This is a genomic window from Cellulomonas sp. ACRRI (assembly GCF_022346185.1).
Taxonomy (GTDB): domain Bacteria; phylum Actinomycetota; class Actinomycetes; order Actinomycetales; family Cellulomonadaceae; genus Cellulomonas.
The window spans coordinates 1-23,852 of the sequence record NZ_JAKRMS010000018.1 but is presented as its reverse complement, the minus strand read 5'-3'; the positions used below and the strand labels follow the sequence as shown (position 1 = coordinate 23,852).

Here is a 23,852-nt window from a genome sequence, read left to right as displayed (position 1 = left end):
TCCTGTCGTGCGCGCGGGCCCGTCGAGCGGTCCGGAGCGGCCCCGGTGGCGCGGCGGGGTCAGGCGGCGACCGGTGCCGGGAGGCGCAGCGTCGCCACCACCGGGTCGTGGTCGGAGGGGTGCCGGCCGCCCGGGCGGGCGTCCAGGACGGCGTACGCCTCGACCGCGACGTCCGGGCTCACCAGGACGTGGTCGATGCGCCGCCGCGGTGCGCCGGGCCCCGGTGCGGGTCCGTCCGGGTCGACCAGCTCGGTGAACGTCGTCGACGGCCCGGACGGCGGGGTGGCGCTCGCCGCACGGGCGTCCACCAGCCGGCCGCGCGTCGCCGCGCCGCCGGCCCCGGCGGCCGGCCCGGCCAGCAGCACCCGCAGCGGCTCCGACCCCGGCTCGGCGTTGAGGTCCCCGGTGAGCACGACCGGCCCGTCGCCCGCGACCTCCGCCGCCCGGGCCAGCAGCAGCCGCGCCGACTCCACCCGCGCCCGTGCTCCCTCGTGGTCCAGGTGCGCGTTCAGGAGCGCGAACGTCGACCCGGTGGTGCGGTCCCGCAGGCGCGCCCAGGTGCACAGCCGGCGGTACCGGGTGGCGTCCCAGCCCGTGCTGGGCACGTCCGGGGTGGGGGAGAGCCAGAAGTCCCCCGTCGCCTCCACCGCGACCCGCGCGGTCCGGTACAGGATCGCCGAGTGCTCGCCGGCGCCGTCGCCGTCCCGGGACCGGCCCACGGCGGCGAACCCGGTGCCCTCGGTCAGCGCCGCGAGGTGCGCGCTCGTGCCCTCCTGCGTGCCCAGGACGTCGACCCGGTCCAGCGCGGCCCGGACCAGCGGCAGCCGGTCGTACGTCGCCGTGGCCGGCCAGTGGGCGACCCAGAGGTTGTACGTGCCGACCCGCAGCGCCGCGGTCACAGCCGCGTGCCCGCGGGCGTCGTCACCTCGAGGACCCGGGCGCCGTCGAGCGCGGCCAGGTCCACCGCGGCGCTCGCCCACCGGTACGGGTGCGGGACCGGCGTCGCCGGGGCGACCCGGCCGTCGACCCGCACCTCGACCGCGTCGGCGGCCGGGTCGACCCGGTAGCGCACGGTCCGGCGCGCGCCGGCCAGGTCGAGCTCGACGGACAGCCCGTCGTCCTCCGGCGCGAGCGTCGGGCCGACGACCAGCACGTCGTGCCGCTCCTCCAGGCCGAGCAGACCGTGCAGCACCTGCCGCAGGTAGATGCCCGGCCCCGAGGAGTACACCCGCCACCCGTCGGCGGTGGGCACCTCTCCGGTGCGCAGCAGCTCGAAGTCCCGCGCGGCGGCGTACCGGTCGGGGAACGCCGCGTCCGAGGACGACGTGTAGCAGGTGCGCTGGCGGGGCAGGGCGCTCGGGACGCGCTCGCGCATGCCGATGGGCGATAGCCGCAGCAGCTCGTCGCCGACGTCGGCGCGCCCGAGCGCCGCCAGCGCCTCGGCCCACCGGATGTGCGCGTGCGCGTACATCAGGCCGACCTCGCGGCCGAAGAACGCGGCCTGCTCGGCGCGGCGGAACGACTCCGTCTCTCCGTCGGCGAACCGCGTGGGGCGGTCGGTCAGCCGCACGCCGTCGGGGAACAGCAGGTGCTCGCGGATGATCGTCTCGTGCCGGTCGGCGCCGTCCTGGTCGAGCACCCCCGCCAGCACCAGCTGGGTCATCGGGATCAGCCGGTAGGTCAGGCCGGTGGAGGTGTCGCGCGGGTGGATCACGGGCGTGGCCACGCCGTCGGCGACGGTGACGAACCCGGCGGCGACACCGTCCGGGAGCATGTGCCGGCGCAGGTCGGCGGCGACCGCGGCACCCAGGGCGTCCATCCGCCCGACCAGGTCGGCGGCACCGGGCGCGGCCCGCAGCTGCTCGGCTGCGAGCCCGAGCGCCTGCACCGCGAGGGCGGTGGTCCAGGTCGACGCCATCGAGGCGCGCATCTCCGACCGGGCGGGCTGCAGGGTGTCGTCCCAGTCGCCGTCGCCGTACGCGGGCAGGCAGGTCCCGGGCACGAGGTCCGTCTCCAGGTGCCTGAGCAGCGCGTCGAGGTGGTCGGCGACCGTCGCGGGCTCGCCGGTGCGGAACGGCACGGCCGCGTCCAGCACCCCGACGTCGCCCGACGCCCGCAGGTACTGGCCCAGGGCGAACAGCGGCCAGTGCACGACGTCGCCGTGCGCGTGCTCCTGATAGATCTCGGCGTACTCGTCGAACATGAACCACTGCGGGAACGTGCCGTCCGCCGCCTGGGCGCCGAGCACCCGCAGCACCACGTCACGGCAGGCGTCGAGGCGCCCGGCCGCCAGCAGCAGCTCGAACGGCCCCTGGCACACGTCGCGGGTGCCCCAGGCCGCGCCCTGGTACTGCTCGAGCCCGTGCGGCACCAGGTAGTGCACGCGGGCGTCGTTGGCCCACCAGGGCAGCAGCGTCTCGAGCTCGGCGAGCCGGGAGCCCGCCGCCACGGTCAGCCCGCGGGTCAGCCGGGCCAGGGTGGCGCGGTGACCGGCGGCCTCGCGCGCCGCGTGCAGCCCGTCGGCGACGACCTCGGCCGCGAGCACGGCGCTCGCCCCGCCGTCGCGGTCCGCCGTGGTCGCGACCCGCAGCGGGGCGCCGGGGCCCGCGGTGCCGCGCACGGTCACCACGGAGGTGCCGCGCGCCCGGCCGTCCGCGAACAGCGGGTCGTCGCCGGCGACGTCCGCGCCCGGGGTCGCGGCGAGCACGTAGCGCAGGGCCGGGTGGTGGTCGCGGGTCGGCGTGCCCTCGTCGGCGGCCAGGACGACCGCCCCGTCCTGCACACCGGCGTGCCACGCGCCGCCGCCGAGCTCGACCTCGGTGCTGACCAGGACGTCCACCGGGGCGGTCGCGGCGACCTCCAGCAGCAGCGCGTCCCGGTCCGAGGCGGCGACCGTGCGCACCTCGACGCGCGCCGCGTCGAGGGCGTACACCCAGCGGGCCTCGCCGACGTCGAGCACGAACGCCGACGGCGCGCCGAGCATCCGCCACGCGCCGTCGACCCGGACCAGCACCCGGACGCCGTTGGCGCGCAGCAGGTTGAGGTGGTTGCGGTGCACGGTCGTGAGCGTGTCGAAGGTGGTGTTGCCGAGGACGGTGTGCGAGCCGAACACGCCGTGCGCGAAGACGGTCGTCGACAGCACCGGCCGGTCCGGGCTCAGCGCGTCCCCCGCGAGCAGCACGTGGCCGTGCGGGCGCACCAGGTCGAGGTCCTTCTCGCCGCGGACGACGTGCGCGCCGTCCGGCGTGAAGTAGGACAGCAGGCGCCCCGCGGCATCGCGCTCGACGTGCCGGGCACCGTCGCCGAGGGCGAGCAGGGCGTCGTCGCTCAGCGGTGCCCCGCCGAGCAGGGGAGCGGTCGCCAGGAGCGAGCGCGCGGCGACCGGCTCGGCCGCGCCGTCGCCCGGCGCGGCGGGATCGCCCGCGCCAGAGGCGGTCTCCGCGCGCGCGTCCGCGAGCGCGACCAGGGCGGGCACCTCCGCGGCCAGCTCCGGCAGCGCGTCCAGCATCGCCCCGCGCCGGTCGTCCCAGTACCGGCCGACGACGTGCAGCACCAGCGGCTCGGCGAGCGCCGACGGCCGCGACAGGAGCCCGGCCATCGCCATCTCGTGCTGCCGCACCCGGTCGGGCCACGGCTCGCCGGACAGGAACGCGGGCGTGCGGCCGGCGCGCGCCGCCGGGCCGTACAGGTCGAACCCGTCCGTCCCCGCCGCGGCGGACCCCTCCGCGACCGCCAGCGCGAACAGCGGGAGCACCGGCGCGGACGTCATCGTCTGCCGGGACAGGACGACCGTCCCCAGCCCGGCCTGGTCCGCGAGGCGGTGCGCGACGTACTGCGCGACGTACGGCTCCGAGGAGGACGCCGCCTGCGCCGGGGCGAGGGACAGGTCCTGGAGCGCGGCGACGTCCCAGGTCGCGCCCGCGAGCGGGTCGGGCACGCCGGCAGAGCCCTGCGCCCGGGCGAGCGCCACCCGCCACACCAGCGCCGTCCGGTCGGGGTCGAGCACCAGGTCGACGGTCCAGGCGACGCCCAGGCCGGTGCCGGTCCAGCGCACCGACCCGGACCCGGCCCGCCAGGCCGCGCCGGAGCGGCCGCCGGTCAGCGGGACGTGCGTCACCGCCCCGTCGGCCGCCGTGCGGCGCAGGAACAGCCCGGCGATGCCGGCGTCGTGCACGCCGATCCGGTACTGGTTCACGAGGCGGTCGCCGGGCGCGGCGATCTCGGCGACGTCGCCGGCGGGGGTGATCCGCACGGCGAGGCCGCCGCCCGCGTCCACCGTGCGGGTGCGGTCGGTCCGGTCGCGGTGCAGACGGGTCAGGGTGTCAGGCATGTCGGGGTCCCCGGGGGTCGAGCGGTCGGGTGGTCGTCGTCGGACGGGCGTCGGCGGTCAGGAACCGCGCGACCGCGTCGCGCAGCATCCCGGCGGTGGTGCGGTACCAGAGCCACACCCACACCCCGCCGAGCAGGACGAGCAGCAGGTCGGACGCCGCGGCCGCCACGGCGACCGCCCCGGCCAGGAGCGCGAGGGTCCCGAGCGAGGCGCGCCACCGCGCGACCAGGTAGTAGGCGCCGGCCTGCACAGCCGCGGTGAGCGGCAGGCGGAAGAAGGTGCGCAGCGCGAGGGAGTGCAGCGCCACGACGAGCAGCAGCACACCGGCCCCGGGCGCGAGGCCCGCGACGAGGGCCGGCACGCCGGAGTCGCGCGCGCCCGCGCCGACGGTCGCGACGAGCGCACCCAGCAGGCACACCGGCACCGCGACGGCGGTCGCGTCGCGCCAGCCGAGCCGGTAGCCCCGCCTGAAGGCGCGGACCAGCGGCACCCGCACGTCGACGTAGTGCTCACGGACCGCGTACAGACCGGCGGACAGCGCCGGCCCGGCGGGGATCGTGGCCAGGGCGACGAGCCAGGCGAGCGACGGGTCCGGGCGCAGCAGGAGGCCGAGCGCGACCAGCGGCAGGTTCGCCGCGGCGAGCAGCGCCGCGAGGCCCGCGCCCCAGGCGAACGCGGTGACCGCGCGGCCGAACGGCCCGTCGCCCACCTCGTCCCCGCGGCGCCGGCCCGGCTGGGCGGGGTCGCGGTCGGCGGGTGTGACGGGGAACGTCGTCGGGTCGGCGGTCACGACCCGGCCCCGGCGACCACCGCGAACCCCGCGCGCAGCAGGTCCCGGGGCCGGCTGCTCGGTCCCACGAGGAGCTCGAAGCCGCCCGGCTCCACCACGCGCCGCCCGGCGGCGTCGACGATCGTGCAGTCCGCGGCCGGCACGGCGAGCGGCACCCGCGCGCTCCCGCCCGGCGCGAGCTCGACCTGCGTGAAGGCCTTCAGCTCCCGGTCGGCCCAGGACGCGGACGTGACCAGGTCCCGGACGTACACCTGCACGGTCTCCAGCACGGGCCGCGCACCGGTGTTCGTGACCGTCACGTGGGCGCGCACCACGTCGCCCGCGGTGACCTCCGGGGTGTCGACGGCGAGGTCGGCGTACTCGACCGTGGTGTAGGACAGGCCCTCGCCGAACGCGAACGCCGGGTCCTGCGTGAGGTCGGCGTACCGGACCCCGTGCTGCCCGCGCACCTGGTTGTAGTAGGTGGGCTGCTGGCCGACGTGCCGGGCGAACGAGATCGGCAGCCGGCCGCTCGGCTCGACGCGCCCGAGCAGCAGGTCCGCCAGCGCCCGCCCCCCGGTCATCCCCGGGTGGGCGGCCCACACGAGCGCGTCGGCGCCCAGGGCGGACGGCGGCAGCACCATCGGCTTCGACGCCTGGAGCACGACGACCAGCGGCGTGCCGGTCGCCGCGACGGCGTCCAGCAGCGCGATCTGCCCGCCGAGCAGCTCGAGCGTCGCGGTCGAGGTGCCCTCGCCCACGAGCTCGATCCGGTCGCCGACCACGGCCACCACGACGTCCGCGTCCCGCGCCGCGGCGACGGCCGCCTCGAGCTGCGCCGGGTCCACCGGTGCGGCGGCGACGACCTGCGGACGGGGCTGGCCGTCGGGGAAGAAGGGTCCCTCGGGGTCGTCCTCGTGCGTGAGGATCTCGGCACCGGGGGAGTACGTGACGGTCCAGCCGTCCGGCACCCCGTCGCGGAGCCCGTCCAGCACCGTGGTGATCATGGCCCGCGGCTGCCCGTGCGCCATGTGGCCGACCTGGCCGGAGGAGCCGGCCCAGTCGCCGAGCTGGGTCTGCGGGTCGTCGGCCAGCGGGCCCACCACGGCGACCGTCCGGGGGCGGTCGCCGTCGAGCGGCAGCACGCCGGTGTTCCGCAGCAGCACCAGCGACCGCCGGGTGAGCTCCAGGTTGAGGTCCTGGTGCGAGCCGATGACGGCGCCCATGGTCGCGAGGTCGGGCCGGCGGCGGTCCTCGAACAGCCCGAGCTGGAACTTCAGCGTCAGGATCCGGGACACCGCGGCGTCGAGGTCGGACTCGGCGATCAGCCCGCGGGCCACCGCCTCCTGCGCGCCCTCGAAGAACCCGGCGGTCGTCATGATCATGTCGTTGCCGGCCCGGACCGCCGCGGCGGACGCGTGCACGTGGTCGGGCTGCACCTGCTGCTCCCACACCATGCGCCCGACGTTGTCCCAGTCGGTGACGAGCATGCCCGTGTAGCCCCACTCGCCGCGCAGCACGTCGGTGAGCAGCCAGTCGTTGACGGTGATCGGGACGCCGTCGATGGTCTGGTACCCGAGCATGAACGTGCCGCAGCCCTCGCGCGCCACCCGCTCGAACGGCGGGAGGAACCACGACCGCAGCTTCCGCGGCGACAGGTCCGCCTCGGACGCGTCCCGGCCGCCCTGGGTCTCCGAGTACCCCGCGAAGTGCTTCGCGGTCGCGAGCACCGCCGTGGGGTCGGCCAGGCCGTTCCCCTGATACCCGCGGACGGCCGCGCTGGCGAGCTCGCCGATGAGGAACGGGTCCTCGCCGAACGTCTCGTTCACGCGCCCCCAGCGCAGGTCGCGGGCGACGCAGAGCACGGGGGAGAAGGTCCAGTGCAGGCCGGTCGCCGCGGCCTCGACCGCGGTGGCCCGGGCCATCCGCTCCACCAGGTCGGGCGACCAGGTGGCCGCCATGCCGAGCTGGGTCGGGAAGATGGTCGCGCCGTCGCAGAACGAGTGCCCGTGGATGGCGTCCTCGCCGATCAGCAGCGGGATGCGCAGCCGGGTCTGCTCGGTCAGGTCGTGCGCCTCGAGGATCAGCTCCGGCGAGGCGTGCAGGACCGAGCCGACGTGCTTGTCCAGCACCTGCTCCTTCAGGCCGTCCGGGGCCGACAGCTGCATCATCTGCCCGACCTTCTCCGCGAGCGTCATGCGCGCGAGCAGGTCGGCGACGCGGTCGGCGACGGGCAGGGCGGGGTCCAGGTAGTCCACGGTGCTCCTACTTGATGCCGGTCATGGCGATGCCCTGCACGAAGTGCTTCTGCATGGCGATGAACACCGCGAGGACGGGCACGATGATGAGGACCGAGCCGGCCATCTGGAGGCCGAACTCGGCGCCCTTGTCGCCGGTCGGGCTGGTGTACAGCGCCAGCGCCACGGGCAGGGTGTACAGCGAGTCCCGCTGGGACACGATGAGCGGCCACAGGAAGCCGTTCCACGAGCCCATGAACGTGAAGATCGCGAGCGTCGCGAGCGGCGCGCGGCACAGCGGCATGACGATCCGGGCGAAGATCCGGAACTCGCCGGCGCCGTCGATGCGGGCCGCGTCGAGCAGCGAGTCGGGGATCTCGAGCATGAACTGCCGCATGAGGAAGACGCCGAACGCGCCCACCATGCCGGGCAGGATCATGCCCCAGTAGGTGCCGACCATGTTGAGGTTGGCGACCAGCACGAACTGCGGGATCAGCGTCACGATGCCCGGCACGAACATGGTCCCGAGGACGACGGTGATCAGCACCTTCTTGCCCGGGAACTCCAGCTTGGCCAGGGCCCAGCCCACCATCGAGCAGAACAGCAGCGTGGTGGCCACCGACACGACGGCCAGGAACACGGAGTTGAGGAAGTACCGCGTCATGTCGAACTCGAAGAACCACGCGCGGAAGTTGTCGAGCGTCGGCGCCTGCGGCCACCAGGTGATGGGCCGGCGCATGATCTCGGCGTTGGTCTTGAACGCGCCGAGGATCATCCAGACGAACGGCAGCAGCGTCCCGGCGAGGCCGACCGTCAGGACGGCGAACAGGGCGATCCGGCCGGGCGTGAGCCGCCGGCGGCGGCGCCGGACGACCGGCGCGATCGGCACGGCGGTCGTCGCCGGCGCGAGGGGGGTCGAGGTGCTCATGGTCATGTCCTCTGCCGGAAGAACCGGAACTGGATGATGGCGAAGATGCTGATGATCGCGAACAGCACGTACGCGCCGGCCGCGCCCACGGAGTAGTTGCCCCACTGGAACTGGTTGAACACGTAGAGCGCGATGGACGTCGTCGACTGCAGCGGACCGCCGTTGGTCATGACGAACGGCTCGTCGAAGAACTGCATGAAGCCCGTGGTCGTGAGGATCGCGTTGAGCAGGATCGTCGGCATCATCATCGGGATGGTGATGCGGAAGAACCGCTGGACGGTCGACGCGCCGTCCATCATCGCCGCCTCCTTGACGTCGGAGGGGATGGCCTGCAGGCCGGCGAGGAAGATGACCATGCTCGACCCGATGCTGCGCCACACCGCCATGAGGGTCAGCGCGGGCAGCGCGGTGCGGGTGTCGCCGAGCCAGTTGGGCCCGTCGATGCCGATGTCCGCGAGCAGCGAGTTGATCAGGCCGTTCGGCTGGTACATGATCCGCCACACCACCGCCACGGCGACGATGGTCGTCACCACCGGGGTGTAGTAGCCGACCCGGAAGAACGTCGCCGCCCGGCGGCCGAGCGCGTTCAGCATGACCGCGAGGACCAGCGCCGAGAACAGCGAGAGCGGCACGCCGACCACCACGAAGCCCAGCGTGTTGCGCAGGGCCCGCAGGAACGTCGTGTCGGACAGCACCTCCGCGAAGTTCGACAGTCCGACGAAGTCGACGGCGAACGGGGTGCGGATGTCGTTGACCCGGAGGTCGGTGAAAGCCATCCCGAACGAGCTCACCAGCGGGACGAGCCCGAACACGCCGAACGACAGCACGAACGGCGCCGCGAACAGCCAGGCGATCAGGGCGGTCCGGCGCCGCCGGGCGGCCAGGGACACGGACTTCCCCGGCCGCCGCGACGTCGCGGGCGGCGTGCGCCGCTGCGTGGTGGTGCTGGTCACCAGCCGAAGCCGATCTGGTCGGCCTGGTCCTGGATCGCCTTCGCCGCGTCCTCGGACGTGATCTCGCCGTGGGCAACCCGCTCGGCGTAGATGCCGATCTGCTCGGCGATCTGCGACCACGACGGGTAGCTCGGGGTCTCGACGGTGTTCGGCATCTGCTCCTTGAGCACCGACATCACCGGGCTGTCGTCGATCGGCGCGTACTCGGCCGACTCGACGCGCGACGGGAACGAGCCCGCGAGGTCGAACAGCGTCTTCTGCTGCTCGTCCTCGAGCAGCCACTGCAGGAAGGCCCAGGAGGAGTCCTGGTTGTCCGAGGACGCGAACACGCCGAGGTTGCCGCCGCCGATGTAGGAGTCGTTGTTGGCGGGGCCGGACGGCAGCGGGACGTACCCGATGGAGTCCTCGGTGAAGCCCTCGGGCGCCGCGCCGGTGTCGATCAGGTCCTGGTACGTGCCGACCATCCACGGTCCCGAGATCAGCAGCGGGGAGCCGCCGTTCTCGAAGGTGGCCTCGGTCTCGGACAGCGGCGCCTCGCCGCGGTCGAAGAAGCCCTTGTAGAAGTCGAGCGCCTCGACGAACTCCGGGGTGTCGAAGGTCCAGGCGTCGCCGTCGGTGACCGAGCCGCCGGCCTGCGACAGGAACGGCACGATGACCTGCGCGGGGTTCTCGATCGGACGCGGCAGGCTCAGGCCGTACTCGCCCCCGGGGCGCGAGGCGAGCGCGCCGCTGAGCTCCTCGAGCTCGGCCCAGGTGGTCGGGGCGTCGTACCCGAGCTCGGCGGCCAGGTCGGCGCGGTAGAACAGGAACCGGGTCTCGACGTACCACGGCACCGAGTACAGGCCGTCCTCGCCGGTCACCGAGGCGACCGCGGCGGGGTAGAAGTCGTCCTCGGTGAACACGCCGTCGGGCACGGGCGCGAGCCCGCCCATGGCGATCACCGAGGCGGTCTGGTCCGCGCCGGTCATCACGATGTCCGGGCCGGTGCCGGAGGCGACGGCGGTCTGGTTCATCGTGATGATCTCGCCCCACGGGACCTCGGTGACCTTGATGGACGCCTCGGGGTTGTCCTCGGTGAACTGCTCGCCGAGGGTCCGCAGCGCGTCGCCGTTGCCGGCCGCGGCCCAGATCTCGATCTCGCCGGTGGCCTCGTCGGCGACGGTGCCGGCCTCGGCGGCGCCGCCGCCCCCGCCGGTGTCGTCGGACCGGCCGCAGGCCGTGAGCGGCGCGAGCGCCAGGGTGGTGACGGTGGCGGCGACGAGGGCACGCCGGACGGTACGACGGGTCATGTGTTCCTCCTTGAACGGGGGTCTGCGCCCGCGCCACGGTGCGCGGGCCGACCTGCCCCAGCACGGGTCGGAAAGCGTGTAATGCGCTTTACAAGATGGGGAATCTAAGCGTGTAGACTGCCGCTGTCAACCCGGTCCCGGGGCGTGGCCGAGCGTCGGCCGCCACTCGATGTCGAGGAGTTCCGCGTGGCACGCCGCCCCACCGTCTACGACGTCGCCGAGCGCGCCGGGGTGTCGATCACGACCGTGTCGTTCGCGTTCCGGCAGCCCGCCCGCGTCGCCGCCGCCACCCGCCGGGCGGTCATGGACGCCGCGCACGAGCTGGGCTACGTGCCGTCCGCCAGCGCCCGCGGCCTGGCCCGCGGGGACACCGGGGCGTTCGGGCTGTACTCGTTCGACATGATGCTCGCGGACGCCGACGGCGGGTCCGCGCCCGTCCCGCTCGAGGCGGCGGCGGTCCCGGAGGGCGACCCCCGCGTGTTCCCGCTCTACGTCGACGAGGTCGAGCGCGGGTTCGCGCTGGAGTGCCGGGAGAACGGGCGCGCCCTGCTGCTCGCCTCCGGGGCGCCGAGCGGGGCGGCGATGTACGACATCGCCGGGCGGGTCGACGGGCTCGCGATCTTCCCGGGCACGCACAGCCTCGACGCGGTGCACGCCATCGCGCAGTCCGTGCCGCTCGTCGCGTTCAGCACCCCCGGGTCGGACGCGTCGTTCAGCCACGTCGCGGTGGACAACCGGGCGGCGATGACCGGGCTCGTCGGGCACCTGGTGGGCGTGCACGGGGTGCGGGACCTGGCGTTCGTGGGCGAGGGCTCGATGTACGACTTCGCCGAGCGGCTCGCCGGGTTCCGGGACGCGGTCGCGGCGCTGCTGCCGGACGCGCCGCGGCCGGGGCCGGGGCACGAGGGCCTCGCGTCGACGGAGTGGCTCGCCGCCCTGACCGACCTGGCCGCGGCGGACCGGCTGCCCGGGGCGCTGGTCTGCCAGAGCGACCAGGCCGCGCTCGTGGTCCTGGACGTCCTCGCGGGGCACGGCGTCGACGTGCCGGGGCAGGTGCGGGTGACCGGGTTCGACGGCATCCTCGCGGGCCGGATGTCGACCCCGGCGCTGACCACGGTCCGGCAGCCGTTCGAGCACATGGGCCGGACCGCCGTGCGGCTGCTGCAGGACCGGGTCGCGGACCCGGCGGCGGCGTCGCAGTTCCGGACGCTGCCGACCCGGCTCATCCCGCGCGCGAGCTGCGGCTGCGTCGCCGCGGAGCCGCCGGCCGGCTGACCGTCAGGTGCGCGGGGCGCGCAGGGCCCGGTCGAGCAGGTCGTCGAACGCCCCGGCCACCTCGCGCGCACCCTGGCCCGGCCACGCGTGCACCGGCTGCGCCGCGCCCTGCGCCTGCTGCAGCGCCGCGCGCTCGGGGACGAACGGGGTCAGCACCAGCGGCCCGTACAGGCCGCGGAGCTCGTCCAGCCGGAACGCCTGCTCGACCGACCGCGCCTTGACCCGGTTCACCACCACGCCCAGCGGCTGCAGCTGCCCGGCCGGCCCGCGGCGCAGGTCGTCGATCGTCCGCATCGCCCGGCCCACCGCGGTGACCGAGAACAACCCCGGCTCCGTGACGACGACCGCGCGGTCGCACGCCGTCAGCCCGGTGCGGGTCAGCCCGCCCAGCGACGGCGGGCAGTCCACCAGCACCAGGTCGTAGTCGTGCACCCAGGCCAGGGCGAAGCGCAGCCGGTCGACGTCGGCGTCCGCGCCGTCGTAGGCGTCGTGCCGCGAGGACGCCGCCGACCCGACGAGCACGTCCAGGCCCGCCTCGGCCCAGGCGCTGGGCGCGGTGGCGGCGGCGATGCTCTCCGCGGTGGGCTGGTCGAGCACCCCGGCGACGTCCCCCGCGGCGCCCGACGTGGCCAGCGCCAGCGTGCTGTCGCCCTGCGGGTCCAGGTCGACCACGAGCGTGCGCAGCCCGCGCTCCAGCGCGGCGGACGCCAGCCCGAGGGTCACGGATGTCTTCCCCACGCCGCCCTTGAGCGAGCACACTCCCAGCACCAGCACGGGCACACGGTAACGGGCGGGCCGGGGTTCGCGGAATCGCGCGCCCCCTACGCGGACGGCTCGACGTCGCGCCCACCTGGGGAGATGCTGGCCCCATGTCCGAGAGCACCACCGGCGGCACCGCCGAGATCACCCACTGGGGCCACGCCTGCGTCCGCCTGGAGCGCGACGGGCGGCGCCTCGTCCTCGACCCGGGGTCGTTCAGCGACCTCGCCGTCCTGGACGACGCCGACGCGGTCCTGGTCACGCACGAGCACGTCGACCACCTCGACGTCGACCGCCTCGCCGCCGCCCTGCGCGGGCGGGACGGGCTCGCCGCGTGGGCCCCGGCAGGCGTCGCGGCACTGCTCACGGAGGCCGGGGCGCCGGCGGACCGGGTGCACGCCGTGGCCGGGGGCGAGACGTTCGAGGCGGCGGGGTTCGCGGTCCGCGCCGTGGGGGAGTGGCACGCGGTCATCCACCCCGACGTCCCCCGCGTGCACAACGTCGGCTACCTGGTCGACGGGGCGCTGCTGCACCCCGGCGACTCGTTCACCCCGCCGCCGGCCGGCACCGACGTCGACGTGCTGCTCGTGCCCGTCGCCGGCCCGTGGATGAAGCTCGCCGAGGCGATCGACTACGTCCGGGCCGTGCGGCCGCGGGTGGCGGCGCCGATCCACGACGCGATCCTGTCCGACCCGGGCCGGGCCCTGGCGGACCGGCTGGTGGGCGGCATGGGCGGCGCGGGCGCTTACGTGCGCATCGCCGCGGGCAGCCCGTACACCTGGACCCCGGGCGCCTGACTCCGGGGCCGCGCACCGTCTGCACGTCGGGCGGACCGGGACGCGGGGACGCGGGGGCGGGCCGCGCCGGGCGGGCGGCCGGGCGTCAGGCCAGGCGGGCCTCCGTGCGGGGCGTCGAGGGGGCCAGCGTCAGCGCCGCCGCGCGACCGCCCGCGGTCACGCGGTAGTCGCCGAGGTAGGCGTCGAGGACGAAGCGGCCCCCGGCGTCCGTGCGGACCGGCGTCGGGCCGAGCCACCACGCCCCGCGCACGAGCCCCCGCAGCGCCGCGTAGGCCGGCTTGGGCGTCCCGTCCGCCCGCAGCAGTCCGGCGGGGGCGCCGAGCCACGCGCCCGCGTCGCACAGCCCCCAGTAGGTCGCCGCCTGCACCGCCGGGTGCCCGAACAGGGTGCGGTAGTGCCGCTCGACCTCGTCGGCCTGCCGCGCCTCGCCCTCCGGCGTCGACGGCCAGGACGGCACCTGCCAGTCGTTGAGGTCCTCGATCTCCGGCGGCATCAGGTCCCCGGACAGCAGCGTCGTCTCGGTGAGGTGCAGCGGCAGCCCGAACCGCGCGAACCGCTCGAGCACCCCGAGCGTCCACTCCTCGCCCCGGTACCCCTGGTGCATGTGGGTCTGCAGCCCGATCGCGTCGATCCCGACCCCGGCGTCCAGGCAGTCCCCGATCAGCCGCTCGTAGTCGGCGGACAGGTCGAAGTCGTTGAGCAGCAGCGTCGCCCCCGGGTTCGCCGCGCGGGCGGCGTCGAACGCCAGCCGGGCCGTCGCCACCCGGCCGTCGCGGGCGCACAGCCGGGTCAGCCCGTTCGGCTCCTTGTCGAACACCGGCATGATGACGACCTCGTTGATCGCGTCCCAGGTGTCCACGACACCGCGGAACGCGGTCACGTCCCGGGTGATCCGGTCCCGGACGGCGGCCGCGACCTCGTCCTCCGGGACGTCCCGCAGCCAGGCCGGGGCGAGCGTGTGCCAGGCGAGCGGGTGGCCCTTGACCCGGACCCCGCGCCCGGCGAGCCAGCGCGCCGCGGCGAGCAGCCGGTCGGTGTCCGGGCGCCCGCGCTCGGGCTCGAACCGGGACCAGTAGAACGGCAGCGTCGCCGTGTCGAACACGTCGAGCCACCGGTCGAGGACGGCGGGCAGCACGTCCGCCGCCGGGTCGCCGGGGCCGGGCTGCTCGCCGTTCGCGACCGGGATCGCCTCGAACGCCGTGCAGCCGAACCCGAACGCGTGCCGGGTCTGCGCGACCTCGACCTCCGTGTCCGGCACCGGGCGTCCCCCGGCGTCGAGGACCGTGACCACGGCGCGCGCACCGCGGTGGTCGAGGTCGGCGGGGCGGGGGACGCGGACGTCGGGCACGGGGCTGCACTCCTTCGTGCGGGGGTGGCGGGGATCAGGCGGGCGGGGCCGTCGAGCCCCGCCGGACCAGCGACGTCGGGAGCCGCACGTGCGGGTCGGGAGCCCCGCCGTCGTCGAGCAGCGCCGTCAGCAGGCCGATCGCCGCGGCGCCCATGCGCTGGATCGGCTGGTGCACCGTCGTCAGCGGCGGCTCGGTCTGCGCGGACTCCGGGATGTCGTCGAAGCCGATCACCGACAGGTCGCGGGGCACCGACAGGCCCAGCTCCCGCGCGACCTCGATGGTCGCGATCGCCGACAGGTCGTTGGCCGCGAACACCGCGGTCGGCCGGTCCGGCAGGGTCAGCAGGCCGCGCACCGGCTCCCGGGTCTGCTCCTTGCGGTAGTCGCCCTCGCGGACCAGCACCTCGTCGACCCGGACCCCCGCGGCGGCCATCGCCCGGCGGAAGCCCTGCTCGCGCAGCCGCGACGACTCCAGGTCGGGGCGGCCGCCGACGAACGCGATCCGCCGGTGCCCGAGGCCGAGCAGGTGCTCCGTGCCGAGCACGGCCCCGGCGAGGTTGTCGGAGTCGACCGTGGGGAGCCCGGTCGGACCGGTGTGCGGGTCGATCGCGACCACCGGGATGTCGGCGTCGGCGTCGACCACGGTCGGCGTCACCAGCACCGCGCCGTCGATGAGCGTGCCGCTCAGCCGGGACAGGTACCGCCGCTCCCAGCCCGCGCCGCGGCCGTGCAGGCCGCCGGTGTAGGCGAGCAGCTCGTAGCCGGAGCCGGAGTCCGCGAGCGCCGCCGCCGCGCCCTTGAGGATCTCCGCGGAGAACGGCTCGAACTCCGCGACGAGGATGCCGAGCACGTGGGTGCGGTGCGAGCGCAGGCTGCGCGCGACGAGGCTCGACTCGTACCCGAGCCGGTCGATGACCTCCATGACCCGGCTCGAGGTCGCCTGCGCCACCCCGTACCGGCCGTTGATGACCTTCGACACCGTCGCGACGGAGACGCCCGCGTCCCGCGCCACGTCGGTGATGGTCACTCGCTGCCCCATGCCGGGGATCGTAGCCGCGCGCGGGGCGCCGCCAGGCCGGAGGCGGCCCGCGGCAGGGCGCGCGCCTCAGCGCCGCCGGGCGAGGTCCGGCGTCAGGTGCCCCGCGGGGTCCGTCGCGAGCCGAGCGGTGGACCCGGACCTCGTCCTCGGCCCGGGCGGCGCGCCCGCTCGCGGGGCGGCACACCGCCCCGTACCGTCCCCGGCAGACGGACACCGGGAAGGGGTGGGGCGGGCACATGTGGTTCGGACGACGGAGGGCGACCGCTCCGACCGGCGGGGACGCGGTGCGCGCGGCGCAGGTCGCGCGGGACGACGCCTCCCGCGGCCCGGGCGCCGGCGCGCTGTGGGCGGACGGCTTCGGCCGCGTCGGCACGCGCTCGGTGCAGACCCTGGCGCTGCTCGCGCTGCTGACCGTCGCGGTGCTCGCGATCACCCGGCTGACCCTGGTGGTGGTGCCCGTGCTGATCGCGCTCGTGCTCGCGTCGGCCATCCACCCGCTCGTGTCCTGGCTGCGCCGGCACCGGCTGCCGTCGATCGCGGCGACCTGGATCGCGCTCGTGCTGATCGTCGGCGTGCTCGGCGGGGTGATCACCGCGGTCGTGTACTCGGTCATCCACCAGTGGGACGACCTGGTGGACCAGGCGGTCGCCGGCGTCGGGGAGCTGCAGGACTCGCTGTCCGGGCTGCCGTTCCAGATCAGCGACGACCAGATCGCCGACGCCCGGGCCGCCGTGACCGACTTCCTCACGTCGAGCAGCTTCGGCGCCGGGGCGATCGCCGGCGTGTCCGCCACCGCGAACTTCCTCACCGGGTTCGTGCTGATGGTCGTCGTGCTGTTCTTCTTCCTCAAGGACGGCCCGGCCATCTGGGAGTTCCTGCTCCGGCCGTTCGAGGGCCAGCACTACGAGCGCGGGCAGCGGGTCGGGCACCGCGTGGTCACGACGATGGGCGGCTACGTCCGCGGCACCGCGATCGTCGCGGCCGTCGACGCGATCGGCATCGGCGTCGGCCTGGTGATCATGGGCGTCCCGCTCGCGGTCCCGCTGTCCGTGCTCGTGTTCCTGCTGGCGTTCATCCCGCTGGTCGGGGCGACGCTGGCGGGCGTCCTGGCGGCCCTGGTCACCCTCGTGGCGCTCGGACCGGTCGAGGCGCTGGTGGTGGTCGGCATCGTCGTCCTGGTGAACCAGCTCGAGGGCAACTTCCTGCAGCCCGTCGTCATGGCGCGGTCGCTGGCCCTGCACCCCCTGGTCATCCTGGTCGCCCTGACCGTGGGCACCGTGCTCGCGGGGATCACCGGCGCCGTGCTGGCCGTGCCGATCGCGGCGTCGATCTGGGGCGCGATCCAGGTGTGGAACGGGCCGCACGAGCCGGCCCGCCCCGCCCAGCAGAAGCGCCGCGAGGTCACCGAGGGGCGCTGACCCGGTCTCGGCCCGCGGTCCGCCACACCGAGACGTGCGCGGTGCTCTCCGCGGTGAACGGCGCCTCCGCGAAGTCCGCCCAGCGCTCGGTGAGCCGCATCCCGGCGATCCGCGCCATCAGGTCGAGCTCCGCGGGCCACACGTACCGGTGCGGCGAGCGACCGGTGGTCACGGAGCCGTCCGGCTCGACGGTGTAGTGGTGCGACACCAGGCGCTGCTCCACCACGTCGTACCGGTCGAAGCCGAGGTGCGCGTCGCTCACGTCGAACGGCAGCGCCACCTCGCCCGGGGGCAGCCGGCGCAGCTGCGGGACGAACACCTCGCACACGAACGCCCCGCCGGGCTCGAGGTGCCGGGCGGCGTTCACGAAGCACGCCACCTGCGCCTCCTGCGTCAGCAGGTTCGTGATGCCGTTGAACACCAGGTACACGAGGCGGAACCGGCCCGGGGCGGTCGCCGTCGCCATGTCGCCGATCGTCACGGGCACCCGGTCCGCGCCCGGCTTCGCGGCCAGCCTGGCCGCCATCGGGACCGACCGCTCGATCCCCGCGACCGGCACGCCGCGGTCCGCCAGCGCCAGGGCGACCCGCCCCGTGCCGACGGCCAGCTCCAGCGCCCGGCCGCCCTGCGCCCTGGCCGCCAGGAAGCCGACGGCCGGGCCGAGCACCCCGGGGGCGAACATCGCGGCGCTGTCGGCGTCGTAGCGCGCGGCGACCCGCTCGGTCCAGATGTCCTCGTCCGTCACGGCCACGAGGGTGCCACCGCGGGCGACGTGCCGGCCAGGTGATAGCGGCCGGGCGCCGGGCCGTGTTGAGTAGGACGCGCAACCGCCGACGACGCCGGGAGGAACCCCGCATGGACGTGCACCAGCTCGCGCAGGAGCAGATCGACCTCGCCCACCAGGACCCGCACGGTCGCAGCGCGCAGATCGTCGTGCACGACGGGCCGCTGCGGCAGACCGTCATCGCGCTGCGCACGGGCACGGCGCTCGCCGAGCACAACTCCCCCCCGGCGGGCAGCATCCTCGTGCTGCGCGGCACGGTCGCCGTCTCCAGCGCCGGCCGCGTCGACACGCTGCCGGCGGGCTTCCTGGCCACGCTGACGCACGACCGGCACGGCGTGGAGGCGCTCAGCGACGCGGCGATCCTGCTGACCACGGTGACCGGGACCGGCCAGCCCTCGCACGGCTGACCGGGACCACCACCGGTACCCGGCGGGCCGGACCGCCGGGTACCGGCGGGGGAAACCTGTCGCGCGCCCCGGCCGCGGGTCCGTAGCGTGGCCGACGTGCCGGACCCGATCTTCGCCGACCCGCGGCTCGCCCCGCTCTACGACGTGTTCGACGACGACCGCGCGGACCTCGAGCTCTACCGCGCGGTCGCCCGGGAGGTCGGCGCGCGCCGGGTGCTCGACGTCGGCTGCGGCACCGGCACGCTCGCCCTGCTGCTGGCGGGCGACGGGCTGGCGGTCACGGGCGTGGACCCGGCGGCCGCCTCGCTCGACGTCGCGCGCGCCAAGCCCGGTGCCGACCGCGTCACCTGGCTGCACGGCGACGCCACGACGCTGCCGCCCCTGGCGGTCGACCTCGTCACCATGACGGGCAACGTCGCGCAGGTGTTCCTGGAGGACGCCGACTGGTCCGCCACGCTCCGCGGCATCCGCGCCGCGCTCGCGCCGGGCGGCCACCTGGTGCTCGAGACGCGCCGCCCGGAGGCCCGCGCGTGGGAGGCCTGGGCCGAGGGCGAAGCCGGGAGCGAGCGCGACGTGCCCGGCACCGGGCGGGTCGTGGAGGAGTTCGCGGTCACCGCCGTCACCCTGCCGCTGGTGTCGTTCCGGTCGGTGTTCCGGTTCCCGGACGGCACCGAGGTGCCGTCGGCGTCGACGCTGCGGTTCCGGACGCTGGCCGAGGTGCGGGCGTCGCTGGCCGCGGCGGGGCTGACGGTGGTCGACGTGCGGGACGCGCCGGACCGTCCCGGGCTCGAGCACGTGGTGCTCGCCCGACGGGGGGACTGACGACGGGCGGCGGCGAGCCGCGGGCGGTCGACGCCGGCGCACTGTGGTCCGACGCGTCGTCGGCCGCGGACGGGCGCGATCGGCACCTGGTCGTGCTGCTGCACGGCGCCGGGGGCGTCCCCGAGGACATGGCGCGGTTCTTCGCCGCCCTGCCGACCGGCGCGGTGGGGGTGGCCCTCGCCGGGCGGCTCCCCGTGCGCGACCGGTGGGCCTGGGCGGACGTCAGCAGGGCGGATCCCACCGGGTTCGAGGAGTCGGCCGCCGGGGTGGCCCGCTGGCTGGACGCGCAGCCGGGCTGGTCGTCGGCGGGGCTCGTCGGCTTCTCGCAGGGCGGCGCCGTCGCGGTGCAGCTGCTGCGCGCCGCCCCCGACCGGTACCGGTACGCGGTCACCCTGTCGGCGTTCCTCGCCGTCGCACGGGACCGGCGCGACCTCGCCGTGACCCGGGCGCGCCCCCCGGTGCTGTGCTGCCACGGCGACCGCGACGACGTCGTCCCCGACGCCTGGGCGGCCCGCCTGGCGTCGTGGGCCGCGCGGCACGCGGCCGCGACGACCCGGCGGTACCCGGGGCTCGGGCACACGATGGACGACCGGGAGACGGCGGACGTGGCGCGGTTCGTGGCGGAGCACGCGCGCGGGTGACGCACCGCTCGCCCCGCCGCCCGTGTCGATCCGCGGGTTCCCCGTTCGACACCCGGGTGAGAGGGTCCGGACGAGGGACCCGCGACCAGGGAGGGGCAGTGCCGTGAAGTACATGCTGATCATGCGGAGCACCGACGAGTGGGCGCCGGGCGCCACCGGCGTCGAGGACGAGGACATGATCGAGAAGATGAGCCGGTTCAACGAGGAGCTCATCGCCGCCGGGGTGCTCGTCGCGATGGAGGGCCTGTCCGACGACCCGGCCGAGAGCGTCGTCGTCGACTACGCGCAGACCCCGCCGGTCGTCACCGACGGCCCCTACAGCGAGGCGAAGGAGCTGTTCGGCGGCTACTGGATCCTCGACGTCGCGTCCCGGCCGGAGGCGGTGGAGTGGGCCCGGCGCGCGCCGCTCGAGGGCCCCGGGGTGAAGGTCGAGGTGCGGCGGGTCGCGAGCATCGACGAGTTCCCCCAGGACAACCCGTGGATCCAGCGGGAGCGGGCGTGGCGCGAGGCGACGGGCCAGCTCTGACGCCGACGCCGGGGGAGGGCCGCGCCGCGGTCGAGGCGGTCTGGCGCGCGGACGCCGCCCGGATCGTCGCGACCCTGGCGCGGTCCACCGGCGACCTCGCCCTCGCGGAGGACGCCGCTCAGGAGGCGCTCGCCGAGGCGCTCGTCGCGTGGCCGCGCACGGGCGTGCCGGCGAACCCCGCGGGGTGGCTGGTCACGACCGCCCGCCGGCGCGCCGTCGACGCGTTCCGGCGGCGGAGCGCCCTCGACGACCGGTACGCGGCCCTGGCCCGCGCCGCGGACGGGCCCGGGGCGTCGCCCGACGCGGACCTGCTCCGGGACCCCGACGCCATCGGCGACGACGTGCTCGCGCTCATGTTCGTCGCGTGCCACCCGGTGCTCTCGCGGGAGGCGCAGGTCGCGCTGACGCTGAGGGTCGTCGGCGGGCTGACGAGCGACGAGATCGCCCGTGCGTTCCTGGTCCCCACGGCCACCGTGCAGGCGCGGATCACCCGGGCCAAGAAGACCCTGACCGCCGCCCGGGTCCCGTTCGCCGTCCCCGAGGGTGCCGAGCGCCGCGAGCGCCTGGGCTCGGTGCTGGCGGTCGTGTACCTGGTGTTCACCGAGGGGTCGACCGCGACCTCCGGGGAGGACTGGCTGCGCCCGGACCTGGCGCGCGAGGCGGTGCGGCTCGCCCGCGTGCTGGCGCACGTGGCGCCGGACGAGCCCGAGGTGCTCGGGCTCCTCGCGCTGCTCGAGCTCACCGCCGCGCGGTTCCCGGCCCGGGTCGCCGCGGACGGGTCGGCGGTCCTGCTCGAGGACCAGGACCGCCGCCGCTGGGACCGGGACGCCATCCGCCGGGGTCGCGCGGCGCTCGCGGCCGCGGGGCGGGTGGGGCGCGGCCTCGGCGCGTACGGGCTCCAGGCCGCCATCGCCGAGTGCCACGCGGTCGCGGCGTCCGTCGACGCCACCGACTGGGAGCGGGTGCTCGTGCTGTACGAGGCGCTCGGCCGGCTCGCACCGTCGCCGGTCGTCGACCTCAACCGCGCCGTCGCCGTGGCGATGGCGCGCGGCCCCGCCGCCGGCCTCGCCGTGGTGGACGGGCTCGTCTCCGAGCGGGTGCTCGCCGGGTCGCACCTGCTGCCGTCGGTGCGGGGCGAGCTGCTGCGCCGGCTCGGCCGCGACGCCGAGGCGCGCGACGACCTCGCGCGCGCCGCCGCGCTGTGCCCCAACCCGGCGGAGCGGCGGGTGCTGCAGCGGAAGATCGCCGCCCTCGCGCCGGAGGCGGGCTGACCGGCCGGCCCCGCGGCGTGGACGGGCGAACGCTCTGTACAGCGCCACCGCCCCGCTGGCACGCTCGGGGGCAGACGACCGACCCGGACGGGGGAGCGATGCCCGACGACGACCGGCCCGACCCGACCGACCGCCGGCCGCTCGGCGAGCGGCCCGCCACGAACGGCGCGCCGTTCGGCGCCAGCGTGCGCGACGCGCCCGCCCGCGCGCCCCGGCCGACACGGGCGCTGCTGGCCGAGGCCGCCCCGTTCCTGCTGCTCGCCGCGGTCGTCGTCCTCGTCCTGGCCGGGCGGTGAGCGGAGTGGAGCGCGTGCTCGGCATCGGGGGCTACTTCCTGCGGGCGCGCGACCCGGAGGCGCTCACGCGCTGGTACCGAGAGCTGCTCGGGGTCCAGGACGACGAGCACGGCCTGTGGCAGCAGGAGGCCGGCCCGACCGTGTTCGCCGCGTTCGAGCCGGACACCGACTACTTCGGGTCGCCGGAGCAGGCCACGATGCTGAACTTCCGGGTCCGCGACCTCGACGCGATGCTCGCGCAGCTGCGGGAGCGCGGCGCCGACGTCGCCGCGGAGACGCAGGACATGGCGGGCGTCGGGCGGTTCGGCTGGGTGACGGACCCCGAGGGCAACCGCGTGGAGCTCTGGCAGCCGGCCTGAGACCGAGCACGGGCGCCACGCGGCTCGTCCGCGCGGCCCGGGTGAACCACGCCGCGCACCGGGTGAAACCCCTGCCCACGTGCACCGGGGCACCCCGCGGCCCGTCCGCGGCACGTACCGTCGGCACCCCGGGCCGGCCGCCGCCGACCCCCCCGCTGCCCGGAAGGAGGGCCGTCATCGACGCCGAGCCGACGGCCCCACCGGTCGACGACCCGCGCTGGCGGGACGCCCTCCGGCACGTCCTCGCGGATCCCGCCGCGCACGTCCTGCACGCCCAGCCCGTGGTCGAGCTCACCACGGGCCTCGTCGCCGGGTACGAGCTGCTGTCTCGGTTCGACGGGCCGTGGCGCGCCACGCCCGACGTCTGGTTCGCGGCCGCGCACCGCTGGGGCGCGAACCCGGCGCTCCAGGCGCGCGTGCTGGAGAAGGCCGTCGCCGCGCGCGCCGACCTGCCGCCGAACACGTTCCTCACCGTCAACGTCGACCCGCACCTGCTCGCGGACGACGCCGTCGCCGGCGCGCTCCTGCGGCACACCGACCTGTCCCGCCTCGTCCTGGAGCTGACGGAGCACACCCGGCTGGACGAGGACGGCCGCGTGCTGGCGACGCTCGACCGGGTGCGGGGCGCCGGCGCGCTCGTCGCCATGGACGACGCGGGCACCGGGTACGCGGGCCTGGAGCTGCTGCTCGCGCTCCGCCCGGACGTCGTGAAGCTCGACCGCGCGCTGATCACCGGCATCGACGCGGACCCGGTGAAGCGGGCCCTCGTCGAGGTGTTCGGCGACCTGGTCGGACGGATGGACGGCTGGATCCTCGCCGAGGGCGTCGAGACGCGCGCCGAGCTCGACGCCCTGATCGCGCTCCGCGTCCCGCTCGCGCAGGGCTGGGCGCTGGGCCGCCCGCAGCTGCAGATGCTGCCCGCGCTGCCGCCCGAGGAGGCCGCGCACATCCGCGCCACGGCGTCGCGCGCGTCGCTCACGGGGAACGTCGCGAGCGTCGTGCGACCGGCCCGCGCCGGGCGGGACCGCGACGGGGCCGAGGTGCTGCTGCGGGACGACGGCCGGGTCGCGGAGGTCCGGGACGGCGTCGGCCGGTGGGCGCCGGCGATGACGGTCGCGCCGAGCGCGTCCCTCGCGGAGGCCGCGCGCCGCGCCATGCTCCGGCCCGAGCCGCGGCGCTGGCACCCGCTGGTCTGCACCGACGTCAACGGCGCGGTCGTCGGGACCGTGCCGCTCGACGCGCTCGTGCTCGCGGTCTGCGACTCACCCGGCGCCTGACCGGCGCCGGTGGACGAGGGGCCCCGCCGGGGTCCCCAGAACCCAGGAAGAGGACACCACCATGAAGGCCTTCCGCTGCGGCGACGTCGTCCCGGGCTGCGCCCGCGCGTTCACCGGCACCGAGGACGAGATCCTCGCCGAGGTGGCGCGGCACGCGCAGGCCGACCACGGGCTCACGGAGGTCCCGGCCGAGCTGGTCGAGCGGGTGCGGGGGGCGATGGTCGTCGCCTGAGCACCCCCCCACCCCCCCACCAGCACGGGCCGGGCCCCCCGGTTCCCCGGGGCGGCCCGCGCGGGGCGCGCCCCCACCGCGCGGTTCTCCGCACG

The 23,852-nt window shown here is 76.0% G+C and carries 23 protein-coding genes; 12 read left to right on the top strand and 11 right to left on the bottom strand.

What is annotated here, in order from left to right; translation table 11 throughout:
* Window positions 1–59: 59 nt before the first annotated feature.
* From MHY85_RS05850 to MHY85_RS05820, 7 genes are all read right to left on the bottom strand, one after another.
* Window positions 60–899 (bottom strand): endonuclease/exonuclease/phosphatase family protein, encoded by an 840-nt coding sequence (locus MHY85_RS05850; RefSeq protein ID WP_239194100.1) that lies wholly within the window; start codon window positions 897–899, stop codon window positions 60–62.
* Entirely contained in the window at window positions 896–4,330 is a 3,435-nt protein-coding gene (locus MHY85_RS05845) for a hypothetical protein (RefSeq protein WP_239194098.1), read from the bottom strand. The genes MHY85_RS05850 and MHY85_RS05845 overlap by 4 nt, the downstream gene beginning before the upstream one ends.
* Window positions 4,323–5,120, bottom strand: a complete 798-nt coding sequence (locus tag MHY85_RS05840; protein WP_239194096.1) for a hypothetical protein — start codon at window positions 5,118–5,120, stop codon at window positions 4,323–4,325. The genes MHY85_RS05845 and MHY85_RS05840 overlap by 8 nt, the downstream gene beginning before the upstream one ends.
* On the bottom strand, window positions 5,117–7,297 hold the full coding sequence (locus MHY85_RS05835; RefSeq protein WP_239194148.1) for a glycoside hydrolase family 3 N-terminal domain-containing protein: 2,181 nt from the start codon (window positions 7,295–7,297) through the stop codon (window positions 5,117–5,119). The genes MHY85_RS05840 and MHY85_RS05835 overlap by 4 nt, the downstream gene beginning before the upstream one ends.
* 67 nt (window positions 7,298–7,364) lie before the next feature.
* The gene (locus MHY85_RS05830) at window positions 7,365–8,264 is read right to left on the bottom strand and encodes a carbohydrate ABC transporter permease (protein WP_239194094.1); all 900 of its coding nucleotides are present in this window, start codon (window positions 8,262–8,264) and stop codon (window positions 7,365–7,367) included.
* A gap of 2 nt (window positions 8,265–8,266) precedes the next feature.
* Complete coding sequence (locus tag MHY85_RS05825) at window positions 8,267–9,217, bottom strand: carbohydrate ABC transporter permease (RefSeq protein WP_239194092.1); 951 nt, start codon at window positions 9,215–9,217, stop codon at window positions 8,267–8,269.
* Entirely contained in the window at window positions 9,214–10,506 is a 1,293-nt protein-coding gene (locus MHY85_RS05820) for an extracellular solute-binding protein (RefSeq protein ID WP_239194081.1), read from the bottom strand. Before MHY85_RS05820 ends, MHY85_RS05825 begins: the two co-directional genes overlap by 4 nt.
* A gap of 186 nt (window positions 10,507–10,692) precedes the next feature.
* On the opposite strand from MHY85_RS05820, the gene MHY85_RS05815 reads away from it, so the two are divergent.
* The gene (locus tag MHY85_RS05815) at window positions 10,693–11,781 is read left to right on the top strand and encodes a LacI family DNA-binding transcriptional regulator (protein ID WP_239194079.1); all 1,089 of its coding nucleotides are present in this window, start codon (window positions 10,693–10,695) and stop codon (window positions 11,779–11,781) included.
* A gap of 3 nt (window positions 11,782–11,784) precedes the next feature.
* On the opposite strand, the gene MHY85_RS05810 is transcribed toward MHY85_RS05815, so the two are convergent.
* Window positions 11,785–12,555, bottom strand: a complete 771-nt coding sequence (locus tag MHY85_RS05810; protein WP_239194077.1) for a ParA family protein — start codon at window positions 12,553–12,555, stop codon at window positions 11,785–11,787.
* A 95-nt stretch (window positions 12,556–12,650) separates the two neighbouring features.
* Here MHY85_RS05810 and MHY85_RS05805 point away from each other — a divergent pair, with 95 nt between their 5' ends.
* Entirely contained in the window at window positions 12,651–13,337 is a 687-nt protein-coding gene (locus MHY85_RS05805; protein WP_239194075.1) for an MBL fold metallo-hydrolase, read from the top strand.
* Between the two features lie 85 nt (window positions 13,338–13,422).
* On the opposite strand, the gene MHY85_RS05800 is transcribed toward MHY85_RS05805, so the two are convergent.
* Window positions 13,423–14,685, bottom strand: a complete 1,263-nt coding sequence (locus MHY85_RS05800) for an endo-1,4-beta-xylanase (protein WP_239194073.1) — start codon at window positions 14,683–14,685, stop codon at window positions 13,423–13,425.
* Window positions 14,686–14,719: 34 nt separating this feature from the next.
* The gene (locus MHY85_RS05795) at window positions 14,720–15,724 is read right to left on the bottom strand and encodes a LacI family DNA-binding transcriptional regulator (RefSeq protein WP_239194071.1); all 1,005 of its coding nucleotides are present in this window, start codon (window positions 15,722–15,724) and stop codon (window positions 14,720–14,722) included.
* Between the two features lie 284 nt (window positions 15,725–16,008).
* Here MHY85_RS05795 and MHY85_RS05790 point away from each other — a divergent pair, with 284 nt between their 5' ends.
* Window positions 16,009–17,142: an AI-2E family transporter gene (locus MHY85_RS05790; protein WP_239194069.1), complete on the top strand. Its 1,134-nt coding sequence runs from the start codon at window positions 16,009–16,011 to the stop codon at window positions 17,140–17,142.
* Here the strand turns inward: MHY85_RS05790 and MHY85_RS05785 are convergent.
* Window positions 17,126–17,887, bottom strand: a complete 762-nt coding sequence (locus tag MHY85_RS05785; RefSeq protein WP_239194067.1) for a class I SAM-dependent methyltransferase — start codon at window positions 17,885–17,887, stop codon at window positions 17,126–17,128. The genes MHY85_RS05790 and MHY85_RS05785 overlap by 17 nt on opposite strands.
* 110 nt (window positions 17,888–17,997) lie before the next feature.
* On the opposite strand from MHY85_RS05785, the gene MHY85_RS05780 reads away from it, so the two are divergent.
* The 9 genes from MHY85_RS05780 (at window position 17,998) to MHY85_RS05740 (ending at window position 23,757) form a co-directional block, all read left to right on the top strand.
* The gene (locus tag MHY85_RS05780) at window positions 17,998–18,333 is read left to right on the top strand and encodes a cupin (RefSeq protein WP_239194065.1); all 336 of its coding nucleotides are present in this window, start codon (window positions 17,998–18,000) and stop codon (window positions 18,331–18,333) included.
* A 96-nt stretch (window positions 18,334–18,429) separates the two neighbouring features.
* Window positions 18,430–19,155, top strand: a complete 726-nt coding sequence (locus MHY85_RS05775) for a bifunctional 2-polyprenyl-6-hydroxyphenol methylase/3-demethylubiquinol 3-O-methyltransferase UbiG (RefSeq protein WP_239194063.1) — start codon at window positions 18,430–18,432, stop codon at window positions 19,153–19,155.
* Window positions 19,152–19,796 carry a dienelactone hydrolase family protein gene (locus tag MHY85_RS05770; protein ID WP_308191323.1) on the top strand — a complete coding sequence of 215 codons (645 nt, stop codon included), beginning with the start codon at window positions 19,152–19,154 and terminating at the stop codon, window positions 19,794–19,796. The genes MHY85_RS05775 and MHY85_RS05770 overlap by 4 nt, the downstream gene beginning before the upstream one ends.
* Before the next feature lie 103 nt (window positions 19,797–19,899).
* Window positions 19,900–20,322 (top strand): YciI family protein, encoded by a 423-nt coding sequence (locus MHY85_RS05765; protein WP_154728682.1) that lies wholly within the window; start codon window positions 19,900–19,902, stop codon window positions 20,320–20,322.
* Complete coding sequence (locus tag MHY85_RS05760) at window positions 20,295–21,593, top strand: RNA polymerase sigma factor (protein ID WP_239194059.1); 1,299 nt, start codon at window positions 20,295–20,297, stop codon at window positions 21,591–21,593. The genes MHY85_RS05765 and MHY85_RS05760 overlap by 28 nt, the downstream gene beginning before the upstream one ends.
* 98 nt (window positions 21,594–21,691) lie before the next feature.
* Window positions 21,692–21,889: a hypothetical protein gene (locus tag MHY85_RS05755; RefSeq protein ID WP_239194057.1), complete on the top strand. Its 198-nt coding sequence runs from the start codon at window positions 21,692–21,694 to the stop codon at window positions 21,887–21,889.
* Window positions 21,886–22,248, top strand: coding sequence for a VOC family protein (locus MHY85_RS05750; RefSeq protein ID WP_239194055.1), 363 nt, complete (start codon window positions 21,886–21,888; stop codon window positions 22,246–22,248). Before MHY85_RS05755 ends, MHY85_RS05750 begins: the two co-directional genes overlap by 4 nt.
* A gap of 41 nt (window positions 22,249–22,289) precedes the next feature.
* The gene (locus tag MHY85_RS05745; RefSeq protein ID WP_308191319.1) at window positions 22,290–23,525 is read left to right on the top strand and encodes an EAL domain-containing protein; all 1,236 of its coding nucleotides are present in this window, start codon (window positions 22,290–22,292) and stop codon (window positions 23,523–23,525) included.
* A gap of 61 nt (window positions 23,526–23,586) precedes the next feature.
* The gene (locus MHY85_RS05740) at window positions 23,587–23,757 is read left to right on the top strand and encodes a DUF1059 domain-containing protein (RefSeq protein WP_239194051.1); all 171 of its coding nucleotides are present in this window, start codon (window positions 23,587–23,589) and stop codon (window positions 23,755–23,757) included.
* The last annotated feature ends 95 nt before the right edge of the window (window positions 23,758–23,852 follow it).